This window comes from Pseudonocardia sp. (assembly GCF_025965585.1).
Classification (GTDB): domain Bacteria; phylum Actinomycetota; class Actinomycetes; order Mycobacteriales; family Pseudonocardiaceae; genus Pseudonocardia.
In genome coordinates this window covers 1-10,917 of the sequence record NZ_JAOPWR010000545.1, presented here as the reverse complement: position 1 = coordinate 10,917, position 10,917 = coordinate 1, and the positions used below count along the sequence as shown (strand labels likewise).

The window sequence follows — 10,917 nt, the reverse complement described above, 5'->3', positions numbered from 1 at the left end:
TGTCGATCAGCCACGCCGTCTTGTAGACGAGCAGCCGGGCCTGCTCCACCTCGATGCGCGACTGCGCGATCTGCTCGCGCACCACGCCCTGCTCGGACAGCGGACGGCCGAAGGCCACGCGGGACTGGGCGCGCTTGACCATGAGGTCGATCGCGCGCTCGGCCATGCCGATGAGGCGCATGCAGTGGTGGATGCGGCCGGGGCCGAGCCGGGCCTGGGCGATGGCGAAGCCGCCGCCCTCCTCGCCGAGCAGGAACGCGGTGGGCACGCGCACGTCGTGGAACTCGAGCTCGGAGTGGCCGTGCTGGTCCTGGTAGCCGAACGTCGGCAGGTGCCGGGTGATGGTCAGCCCGGGGGTGTCGCGAGGGACCAGCACCATCGACTGCTGGCGGTGCGTGGCCGCCTCGAGATCGGTCTTGCCCATGACGATGAAGACCTTGCAGCGCTCGTCGGCACTGCCGGAGATCCACCACTTCTTACCGGAGACGACGTACTCGTCGCCCTCGCGGCGGATCGTGGTCTGGACGTTCGTGGCGTCCGAGGAGGCGACGTCGGGCTCGGTCATCGCGAACCCCGACCGGATCTCGCCGGCCAGCAGGGGCTCGAGCCACTCGGCCTTCTGCTCCGGGGTGGCGAAGAGGTGGAGCGTCTCCATGTTGCCGGTGTCGGGGGCCTGGCAGTTGATCGCCTCGGGCGCGATCACGGGCGACCAGCCGGACACCTCGGCGACCTGGGCGTACTCCAGGTTGCTCAGCCCGGAGACGTCGGGGAGGAAGAGGTTCCACAGCCCGCGGGCCTTCGCCTCGGTCTTGAGCTCCTCCACCACGGGCGGCAGGTCCCACTCCTGCGGGGTGCCGCGGCGTTCGGCGCGGAACGCGTCGTACTCGGCCTCGGCGGGCAGGATCCTCTCGTCGAGGAAGGCCCGCATGCGCTTGGTGTAGTCGGCAGCGACGGCGCTGGGTTCGAAGTCCACGGCCACGAGCCAACCACACGGTGAGGCTCCTCTGGTCAAACTCGCAACCACGGATCTAGGATCCGCGCCGTGCCGCAGTTCCGGATCGCTGACGCCGCCCGACTTCTGGGCGTCAGCGACGACACCGTCCGCCGCTGGGTGGACGCCGGTACGCTCCCCGTGCAGGCCGACGCATCCAACCGCAAGGTGATCGACGGCGCCGCGCTCGCGGCCTTCGCCCGTGAGCACGCCCAGACGACGCCCGATCCCTCGGTGGTGCAACGTTCCGCGCGCAACCGGCTGGTCGGGCTCGTCACCTCGGTGGTGGCCGACACGGTCATGGCCCAGGTGGAGATCCAGTGCGGGCCGCACCGAGTGGTGTCGCTGATGTCGAGCGAAGCCGTGCGGGAGCTCGGACTGGAGCCCGGCGTGCTCGCCGTGGCCGTGATCAAGTCGACGAACGTCGTCGTGGAAACCCCTGGAGGAACCTCGTGATGAAGCGTGTCCTGGCCTCCGTCGCAGCGGCGGGCCTCGTGCTCACGCTCGCGGCGTGCGGCTCGTCGTCCACCAGCAGCGGCTCGGCCGCGACGTCGGGGGCGCCGCAAGCGCGCACCCTGACGGTGCTCGCCGCGGCGTCGCTCACGGGCACGTTCGCCGCGATCGGCAAGCAGTTCGAGACCGACAACCCCGGTGTCACGGTCAAGTTCAGCTACGGCGGCTCCTCCGATCTCGCCCAGCAGATCGTCAACGGCTCGCCCGCCGACGTGTTCGCCGCCGCCAGCGACGCCACGATGAAGACCGTCACCGACGCGAACCTCACCGCCTCGCCGTCGACGATCTTCGCCACCAACGTCCTGCAGATCGCCACGGTGCCGGGCAACCCCAAGGGCATCGCGACGTTCGCCGACCTGGCCAAGCCCGACTTCAAGGTCGTCGTCTGCGCGGCGCAGGTGCCCTGCGGCGCCGCGGCCACGAAGATCGAGAAGGCCACCGGTGTGACGCTCAAGCCGGTCAGCGAGGAGCCCGACGTCAAGTCGGCCCTGAGCAAGGTCACCACCGGCAACGCGGACGCCGGGCTGGTCTACGTCACCGACGTCATGGCGGCCAAGGGCACCGTGCAGGGCGTCTCGTTCCCGGAGGCGAAGAACGCGGTCACGAACTACCCGATCGCCGTGCTCAAGAACGCGTCGCAGGCCGACCTCGCGGCGAAGTTCGTGGCGGCGGTCAAGGGTGAGATGGGTCAGAAGACCCTGCAGGCAGCCGGCTTCGGCGCGCCGTGACCCCTCCCGGCGCCGGATCGGCGATCGCCGGTCCGGCGCCGCGGCGTTCGGACGAGCGGCGCGACGAGGACCGCGGGGCCGCCCTCGCACTGCCGCGGTGGTTGTGGGTCCCCGCGGTTCTGGCGTTCGCTCTCATCTTCCTGCCGGTCGTCGGCCTGCTCCTGAAGGCCGACTGGCCGCGCATCCCCAGCCTCCTGGCCAGCGAGGCGTCGATCGACGCGCTGCTGCTCTCGCTCGAGACGGCCGCCGTCTCCACCGCGCTGTGCATCGTGCTCGGCGGCCCGCTCGCCGTGGTGCTCGCCCGCGGCAGGCTGCGAGGACTGCGGCTGCTGCGCTCGGTGGTGCTGCTGCCGCTGGTGCTCCCGCCGGTGGTCGGTGGTCTCGCGCTGCTCTACCTGCTCGGCCGGACCGGACTCGTCGGACGGGGGATCGACCTCGCGTTCGGGGTCACGATCCCGTTCACCACGGCGTCGGTGATCATCGCCCAGACGTTCGTGGCCATGCCGTTCCTCGTCGTGAGCCTGGAGGGCGCGATCCGCACGGCCGGGCAACGCTACGAGGCGGTCGCCGCCACGCTCGGCGCGACACCGGGGCTCGCCTTCCGGCGCGTGACGGTGCCGCTGCTGCTGCCCGGGCTGGTGTCCGGTTCGATCCTCGCGTTCGCGCGCGCCATGGGGGAGTTCGGCGCCACCATCACGTTCGCGGGCAGCCTCCAGGGCGTCACCCAGACGCTGCCGCTGCTCGTCTACCAGCAGCGCGAGGAGGACGTCGACGCCGCGGTGACCACGTCGCTGCTGCTCGTGGTGGTGTCGATCGTCGTCATCGCGCTGGCCCGGCCCCGCAACGTGCAGGGCGTGGCGTGACCCCGGGCCTCGAGGCGCGGGTGCTCGTGCGGCGTGCGGCCTTCACCCTCGACGTCACCGTCAGCGCGGCGCCCGGCGAGGTGGTGGCGGTGCTCGGGCCCAACGGGGCCGGAAAGTCCACGCTGCTCGCGGTGCTGGCCGGGCTGCTGCGCCCTGACGGCGGGTACGTGCGGATGGGCGACGAGACCGTCACCGATGTCGACGCCGGCGTTCACGTGCCTGCCCACCGCCGCGGCGTGGGCCTGCTCGCGCAGCAGGCACTGCTGTTCCCGCACCTCACCGCGCTGGGCAACGTCGCGTTCGGGCCGCGTGCGCAGGGCGTCGCGCGGCGCGAGGCCGAGGAGCGGGCCCGCGAGCTGCTGGCGGCCGTCGACACCGCGGCGCTGGCCGACCGGCGGCCGTCGCAGATGTCCGGCGGCCAGCAGCAGCGGGTGGCGCTGGCCCGCGCGCTCGCGCCCGGCCCCGAACTGCTGCTGCTCGACGAGCCGCTCGCCGCCCTCGACGTCGACGCCGCCCCGGCCATGCGGTCGCTGCTGCGCCGCATCGTCCGCGACCGCAAGCAGACGGCGCTGCTCGTCACCCACTCCGCGCTCGACGCCCTCGTGCTGGCCGACAGCGTGGTGGTGCTGACCGGGGGCAACCTCGTGGAGCAGGGGCCGACCCGCGACGTGCTGGCCCGCCCGCGCAGCCCGTTCACGGCGCGGATCGCGGGGCTCGACCTGATCCCGGGCGTCGCCGCCCCCGACGGTCTGCGCACGGCCGACGGCCTGCTCGTGTCGGGGCACGCCGAGAACGTGGAGGAGGGCGAGCCCGCGGTGGCGGTGTTCCCGCCGTCGGCGGTGGCCGTCTACGCGTCGCCGCCGTCGGGCAGCCCGCGCAACGTGCTGCCGGTGCGGCTGGCCGCCATCGAGCCCCGGGGCGACACGGTGCGGCTGCGGGCGGGGGCCGTCGAGGGTGGCCCGGAGTGGGTGGACGGGCTCGCCGCCGACGTGACGCCCGCCGCGGTGGCCGATCTCGCGGTGGAGCCCGGCGCTGAGCTGTGGTTCGTGGTCAAGGCCACCGAGGTCGGGATACACGCGGCGAGCAGCTGATCGACCCCTGATCCGCAGGTGCGGATCGTATCGTCCACACATTCAGCCGATGCGCATCAGTGCGGTGATCGAAGAGGGCTGCACAGAACGTCACCCCATAGGGCACACGAGTCACTCCAGCCACTATCGTGTCTCTGGTCCCGTCCTTCACGCGTGCGTACCGTCGCTCCACGTGACACGCCTGTTCCTGCGTATCGCCCCTGTGGCGATCGGCCTCCAGCTCGTGGCCCTGATCGCGGGCACCGGAGTGGCTTCCGCGTCGGACGGCAGTGCCGCCATGGTCGGTGCCTACGTCGTGCACGCCAGCACCACCGCCGCGGCCACCGACGCGGCCCGGGCGGTGGGGGCCACGCCCACCGTCACCTACGACTCCGCGTTCGCGGGTTTCGCCGCCCGGCTGACCCCCACGCAGGTCCAGGGGATCGAGTCCCGCCCGGGCGTGCTGGGTGTGGAGCAGGACCGCCGGGTGACGCCGATCGAGCCCGCGCCGCCCGCCCCCCTGACGGAGGCGACCGAGCTGAACCCGCCCAACTGGGGCCTCGACCGCATCGACCAGCGCAACCTCCCTCTCGACGGGAGGTACACGACGAAGGCCACCGGCAGCGGGGTCACGGTGTGGGTGCTCGACACCGGCGTCGACACCACCCACCCGGAGTTCGGCGGGCGCGCCACCCAGGTGGACAACACCGTCGACTCCACCGCCGGCGACTGCGACGGCCACGGCACCGTGGTGGCGGGCATCGCCGCGTCGTCGCTGCACGGGGTGGCGAAGCAGGCCACCGTCCGTTCCGTGAAGGTGCTCGACTGCAACGGCTCCGGCACGCTCTCGACGCTGCTCGCCGGGATCGACTTCGTCGCCAAGAACGCACACGGCCCGTCGGTGGCCGTCATGTCGTGGAGCTACGGCCCGTCGGACGTGCTGGTGGCGGCCGTGTCGAAGCTCGTGGCGCAGGGGGTGTTCGTCGCGTCCTCGGCGGGCAACACCGGCGCCGACGACTGCACGGTCGCTCCCCGGGCCGCGGTCGGCGTGCTCGTGGTGGCCAACTCCACCATCGACGACAAGCGCAACCCGACCTCGTCCACCGGCAGCTGCGTGGGCCTCTACGCACCGGGCACCGGCATCGTCGCGCCGGTCCCGGGCGGAGGCACGGCGTCGTACACGGGCACCTCGATGGCCGCGCCGTTCGTGGCCGGGGTCGCCGCGCTCTACAAGCAGACGTTCGGCGACAAGCCCAGCGCCACGGTCAAGCAGTGGATCGAGGACCACGCCGTGCCGAACGTCATCGACGGCGGCGGCACGGGCGGCACGCCGAACCTGCTGCTCGACACGGGCGGTCTGTGATCGCCGGTACGGGCGTGCCCGGCCGGCGGGAGCACCGGTGCCGGCGGCGGGCCTCGCCCGCGTCCACACCCACGGGTGTGGACATGTGGAACGACGCCGAGCCGCTCGCCCCGTGGGCCGGGACGGTCGCCGAGGCGTCGGCGGAACGCCTGGTCCTGGCCGTGGACACCCTTGTCCTCACGCTGATGGGGGCTGTGGGCACTCCTGTGGACAGCGGGGCGCGACCGGCGGCGGTGCCGTCTACTCGTACTTGCTCATGACGTGCTTCACCCGCGTGTAGTCCTCCAGGCTGTACGAGCTGAGGTCCTTGCCGTAGCCCGACTGCTTGAACCCGCCGTGCGGCATCTCGGCCACCAGCGGGATGTGGCAGTTGACCCACACGCAGCCGAAGTCCAGCGCGCGGGAGACGCGGATGCTGCGGGAGTGGTCGGTGGTCCAGACGCTCGACGCCAGGCCGTAGGGCGTGCCGTTGGCCATCGCGATCGCCTCGGCCTCGCCGGAGAACGACTGCACGGTGATCACCGGACCGAAGATCTCGGTCTGCACGATCTCGTCGTCCTGCGTGACGCCCGCGATCACGGTGGGCGGGAAGAAGTAGCCCGCGCCGTCGGCGGGGGTGCCGCCGGCCAGCACCCGTGCCGTCGACGGCACGCGCGACACCAGCCCGGAGACCTTCTCCAGCTGCGCGGCGTTGTTGATCGGCGGGATGTAGAGCTCCTCGGAGTCGGGCTGCTCGTCGCGGGACAGCAGCACGGTGGCGGCCTCGGCTGCCAGCGCGTCGGCCAGCTCGACGGCCAGCGACTCGTGCGCGATCACGCGGGTGGCCGCCGTGCAGTCCTGCCCGGCATTGAAGAACCCGGCGACGGCGATGTCGGCCGCCGCCCCCGCGATGTCGGCGTCCTCGAACACGACGACCGGCGCGTTGCCGCCCAGCTCCAGGTGCACCTTGGTGACGCGCCTCGACGCGGCCTCGGCCACGGCCTTGCCCGCCGCGACGCTGCCGGTGATGGCGACCATCGCGGGGATGTCGTGGTCGGTCATCACGGCGCCGGTGGAGCGGTCGCCGCAGACGACGTTGAGGACGCCGGGGGGCAGGACCTCGGCGAACAGCTCGCCCATCCGCACGGTGCTGGCCGGCGTGGTGTCCGAGGGCTTGAGCACGAGCGTGTTGCCCGCGGCGATGGCAGGCCCGATCTTCCAGATGGCCATCATCATCGGGTAGTTCCACGGCGTGACGGCCCCGACGACGCCGAGCGGCTCCCGCCGGATCGACGACGAGTGGCCCGCCATGTACTCCGCGGTGGCCCGGCCCTCGAGCTGACGGGCGGCACCGGCGAAGAAGCGCAGCTGGTCGGCCATCGGGCCGACCTCCTCGCTCAGGGTGAGCCCGAGCGGCTTGCCGGTGTCCTGCGCCTCGATGGCGGCGAGCTCCTCGCCGTTGGCCTCGATCGCGTCGGCCATCTTCAGCAGCGCGTTCATGCGGTCGCCGGGGGTGGTGTCGCGCCAGCCCTCGTCGAAGGCCCGCTTCGCGCTCCGGTAGGCCGTGTCGACGTCGGCCGGGCCCGAGAGGGGCGACGTCGCGTAGACCTTGCCGGTCTTCGGGTCGTGGATGTCGAGGGTGCGCCCGTCGGCGGCCGGTGCCGGCTTGCCGTCGATGATGTTGTGGAACGTCTGCATCGTGCAGCTCCTCGGGTCGGTGCAGAAAACCTATGAGTCCATAGGTTTGGCGTCAACCGTCGTGGCACGATGACGCCGTGCGCAGCGGACCGTCGAGCGGTGGCCGTGCTGCCGTCTTCGCCCCGCTGCCTGCCGGCAGGCGCGCCGATGCGGTGGTCCGGCGGTTGTCCGAGGGCATCCGGCTCGGCCTGCTCGTTCCCGACGAGCAGCTGCCCAGCGAGAGCGACCTCGCCGACTCGTTCGGCGTCTCCGCCGTCACCGTGCGGGAGGCCCTCACGGCGCTGCGCGGCCAGGGCCTCGTCATCACCCGGCGGGGCCGCAACGGTGGCAGCTTCGTCCGCGACGTGCCGGGCGGCGCGTCCGCGGTGCTGCGTGAGCGCCTGCGCGAGGTGAGCCCGTCGGAGCTGCGCGACCTCGCCGACCACTACGTCGCCCTGTCCGGCACCAGCGCGCTGCTCGCCGCCGACCGTGCGGGGAAGCAGGACATCGCGCTGATCGCCGACGGCGTCGCCGCGCTGGAGCGGGCCGTCGACGCCGACGCCCGGCGGCGTGCCGAGTCCCGCTTCCACGTCGAGCTCGCCGCGGCGGCGCAGTCCCCGCGGCTCACGCGCGCCGTGATCGGCATGCAGGCCGAGGTGGGGCCGCTGCTGTGGCTCTCGGCCGGCACCCACGCCGCCCAGCAGGACGTGCTCGGCAAGCTCCGGGACGTGCTCGCCGCGGTGGCCGCGGGCGACGGGCCGCGCGCCCGTGCCGTGGCCGGCGCTCACGTCTACGCGGCGCTCGCCCGCGCGAGCGCCCTGCAGCTGACCCTGCTCGGCGAGGACCCCGGAGGGCGAGTGGTGACGGAACCGGTCGGTCGCCTCGTGGATCGCGTGTCCCGGCTGTGCGAGAGCACGTTCGCCGCCGTCGACGGGCTGCGCGGCGTGGCCGAGCAGCTGTTCCTCCGCGCGTCCGACGGCGAGCCGCTGCGCCGGGCCGACATCGAGCAGATCGCCACGGTCGTGCGGCCGGTGCTGGAGGCGGAGGGCACGCCGCTGGTCGGGGCCGGGCTGGTGCTCGCGCCCGGCGCCCTGGCCGACGCCGAGCACTGGATGGAGTGGTGGCACCGCGGCCCCGGCGGAGACGCGGGGGTGCGCCGGCTGCGGCCGGTGCTCGACCCGGCGGTGGAGAACTTCTACGACTACACGGTGCTGCCGTGGTTCGTGATCCCGCGCGAGACGGGCGCGCGGCACGTCACCGGGCCGTACGTCGACCGGCTGTGCACCGAGGAGTACACGCTCACGTTCACGGTGCCGCTCCACGTCAGCCATCCCGGGCGCGGCCGCGAGTACCTCGGCGTGGTCGGCGCCGACATCGTCAACAGCTGGCTGGAGCGGCGGCTGCTGCCGCTGCTGCACCGGGTCGGTCAGCCCGCGGCGCTGGTCAACGCCGAGGGCCGGGTGGTGGTGGCCAACGAGCCGTCGCTGGTGGCGGGCGCGGTGACCCACAGCACCGACGTCCCCGCGCTGTGGAGCGGCCGCACGGGCGAGGGGGCCGTCCTCCACCGCCTGGACGGCCTGCCGCTCGGGATCCTGGTCCTCGACCCCGGCGGGCGCTGATCGGCGCACTGCGAGGTGCCCTCTGTAACGGAGAGGGCACCCAGGGCGACGTTGCTGCTGACCGTTCAGAAGTCGGGAGTACCACCGTGCCGAACCTCTTCGATCCCCTGCAGAGACGCCCGCTAGCAGCCGTGTTGCGGGAGGCCTGCGACGTGATCGCACGCGACGTCGCCGCGTCGGTCCGGCGGTCCCTGGCGCGCCCGTCGCAGGCGTCGCAGGCGTCGCAGGCGTCGCAGGCGTCGCAGGCGTCTCAGGCAGAGCCTGCGCCGTCGCTCCGGCTCGTCCCGCTGCCGCGGCGGTCCGACGAGCTCAGCCCTGTGGAGGCCGGCGTTCGAGGCGCAGCGCGAGCGTAGGGCAGGCCGACGCCGCCCGGCGGGCCTGCGCCCGCAGCTCCGCGGGCACGCAGCCCCCGCCGATGATCGGGTAACCCCACTCGTCGAGCTGCAGCAGCTCGGGGAGCATCTCCGCGCACAGCCCGTGCGCGTGGCACATGATCGGGTCCACCCGCAGCTCCACCGGATCCTCGCCGGCGACGGCGCGCGGCGCGGGGATGCTCGCGGCGCGGCGGCTCATGGGCGCACCCCGATCGGTGTCCAGAACGGGCCCTCCGCCGCGGCGCACGGGCGGCCGTTCGCGTGCGCGGCGACGTCCGCCGCGAACGAGTGCAGCGCGGTGACGGCCAGCCGGCCGGCGCCGTCCGGGTGGGAGCAGGCGCCGCGGCCGGGGATCACGCCGAGGCGGGAGCGCAGCCGCCCGAGCACGGCGCCGTCGCCCATCGAGAGGGCCGCCATGTCGTCGGCGATCGCGGGGAGGCCGAACATGCACGGCCCGCACTGGCCGGCCGACTCGTCGGCCAGGTGGGCGAGGACCCGCGCCGTCTCGGCGATCCCGCACGCCCGCGCGGGTAGCGCCACCAGCGCGGCGACGCCGAGCGGGATGCCCACGTCCTGGCACGTCTCGTGCGCCAGCGGCAGCTCCAGGGCGTCCTCGACGGGCAGCCAGCTCCCGCCGAGCCCGCCGATCTGCACGGCCTGCAACGCCTCGGCCTCGCCGCCCGCCAGCTCGAGCGCGTCGCTCAGCGGCAGCCCGGCCTCGACCTCGTAGACGCCGGGCCGGGTCACCCCGCCACCCACCGTCACGAGCAGGGTGCCGGGGGACTCGGGGGTACCCGCCTCGCGGAACCAGTCGCCGCCGAACCGCGCGACGAGCGCGATGTGGGCGAGGGTCTCCACGTTGTCCACCAGCGTCGGACGCCCCTTCACCCCGCGCTCGGACGCCCGCAGGGTGGTGGGCTTGGCGGTGCCGGTGGTGAGGAAGTTGACCAGCGCGGACGCCTCGCTGGCGACGTAGCGGTCGGGCACCTCGACGATCTCGACGGGCACGCGGTCGTCGGTGCGCTCGTCCAGTGCGGCGTGCAGCAGGTCGACGAGCGGGCTGCCGCGGTGCACGCACAGCATCGCCTCGCGGGCGTCGACGGCGTGCGCGGCGATCGCGATTCCGTCGAGCACGAGGTGGGGCGAGCGGGCGAGGAGAGCCTGGTCCTTCGCGCTGGTGGGGTCGCCCTCGCAGCCGTTGGCGACGACGACGGTGCGTCCCTTCGCGGCGGCCACCGCGGCCAGCTTCTCGGCGGTGGGGAACCCCGCGCCGCCACGGCCGCGCAGGCCGGCGCGCGCGATCGTCTCGATCAGCCGGTCGCGCCCGGGCCTGTTCGGGTAGGCGGCCAGCGGGAGCGGCCCGACGCGGGCGAGGTGCTCGGGGAGGCCGGCGGTGCGCGTCGGGTCGGCGCCGCGGGCGAACAGCCGGGCGACGTCGATCGGGACCCGGGACGGGACCGGGACGCCCCGGCGGTCGGCCAGGGTGGTCATCGCATGCTCGCCTCGACGGCCCGGCGCGCCTGCGCGTCGGGGTGGCGGGCCAGCAGCCTGCGGGTGACGGAGGTGACCACCGCGGCGGCGCAGAGCCCGTTGAGCGCGATCACCCACCACTGCGTGCTGTCGCTGCCGCCGATGCCCAGCCCGTGGACGACGGCGACGGGCCACAGCGCGTAGCTCGCGAGGTGCACGCCCCGCCAGACGCGCAGCGGGATGTGGGTGCGCAGGAGGCTGGTGAGGATC

The 10,917-nt window shown here is 73.7% G+C and carries 10 protein-coding genes and 1 pseudogene; 6 read left to right on the top strand and 5 right to left on the bottom strand.

The genetic code is table 11. The features are described from left to right. Positions 1–973: acyl-CoA dehydrogenase family protein (locus tag JWR81_RS33675; protein WP_297662030.1), on the bottom strand; the 973-nt coding region annotated here is incomplete at its 3' end. A 69-nt stretch (positions 974–1,042) separates the two neighbouring features. Between JWR81_RS33675 and JWR81_RS33670 the strand changes: the two genes are divergently transcribed. The 5 genes from JWR81_RS33670 (at position 1,043) to JWR81_RS33650 (ending at position 5,528) form a co-directional block, all read left to right on the top strand. After that, positions 1,043–1,447, top strand: coding sequence for a molybdopterin-binding protein (locus JWR81_RS33670; RefSeq protein WP_297662028.1), 405 nt, complete (start codon positions 1,043–1,045; stop codon positions 1,445–1,447). Further along, positions 1,447–2,232 carry a molybdate ABC transporter substrate-binding protein gene (gene modA, locus JWR81_RS33665; protein WP_297662026.1) on the top strand — a complete coding sequence of 262 codons (786 nt, stop codon included), beginning with the start codon at positions 1,447–1,449 and terminating at the stop codon, positions 2,230–2,232. The genes JWR81_RS33670 and modA overlap by 1 nt, the downstream gene beginning before the upstream one ends. Positions 2,233–2,321: 89 nt before the next feature. Beyond that, positions 2,322–3,095 carry an ABC transporter permease gene (locus JWR81_RS33660; protein ID WP_297662032.1) on the top strand — a complete coding sequence of 258 codons (774 nt, stop codon included), beginning with the start codon at positions 2,322–2,324 and terminating at the stop codon, positions 3,093–3,095. Next, positions 3,092–4,186, top strand: coding sequence for a sulfate/molybdate ABC transporter ATP-binding protein (locus tag JWR81_RS33655; protein WP_297662024.1), 1,095 nt, complete (start codon positions 3,092–3,094; stop codon positions 4,184–4,186). The genes JWR81_RS33660 and JWR81_RS33655 overlap by 4 nt, the downstream gene beginning before the upstream one ends. Positions 4,187–4,358: 172 nt before the next feature. Further along, positions 4,359–5,528, top strand: coding sequence for a S8 family peptidase (locus tag JWR81_RS33650; protein WP_297662022.1), 1,170 nt, complete (start codon positions 4,359–4,361; stop codon positions 5,526–5,528). 240 nt (positions 5,529–5,768) lie between these two features. On the opposite strand, the gene JWR81_RS33645 is transcribed toward JWR81_RS33650, so the two are convergent. Continuing rightward, a complete protein-coding gene (locus tag JWR81_RS33645; RefSeq protein WP_297662020.1) occupies positions 5,769–7,205 on the bottom strand; it encodes an aminobutyraldehyde dehydrogenase in 1,437 nt (478 codons plus the stop codon). 77 nt (positions 7,206–7,282) lie between these two features. Here JWR81_RS33645 and JWR81_RS33640 point away from each other — a divergent pair, with 77 nt between their 5' ends. Beyond that, positions 7,283–8,803, top strand: a complete 1,521-nt coding sequence (locus tag JWR81_RS33640) for a GntR family transcriptional regulator (RefSeq protein ID WP_297662018.1) — start codon at positions 7,283–7,285, stop codon at positions 8,801–8,803. Positions 8,804–9,112: 309 nt separating this feature from the next. Here the strand turns inward: JWR81_RS33640 and JWR81_RS33635 are convergent, their stop codons facing one another. The 3 genes and pseudogenes from JWR81_RS33635 to JWR81_RS33625 all read right to left on the bottom strand — a co-directional run. Next, on the bottom strand, positions 9,113–9,376 hold the full coding sequence (locus JWR81_RS33635; protein WP_297662015.1) for a ferredoxin: 264 nt from the start codon (positions 9,374–9,376) through the stop codon (positions 9,113–9,115). Further along, complete coding sequence (locus JWR81_RS33630; protein ID WP_297662013.1) at positions 9,373–10,668, bottom strand: NADH-ubiquinone oxidoreductase-F iron-sulfur binding region domain-containing protein; 1,296 nt, start codon at positions 10,666–10,668, stop codon at positions 9,373–9,375. The genes JWR81_RS33635 and JWR81_RS33630 overlap by 4 nt, the downstream gene beginning before the upstream one ends. Continuing rightward, positions 10,665–10,917: pseudogene (locus tag JWR81_RS33625) on the bottom strand (ferric reductase); the annotation flags it as partial. The pseudogene JWR81_RS33625 and the gene JWR81_RS33630, both read right to left, overlap by 4 nt.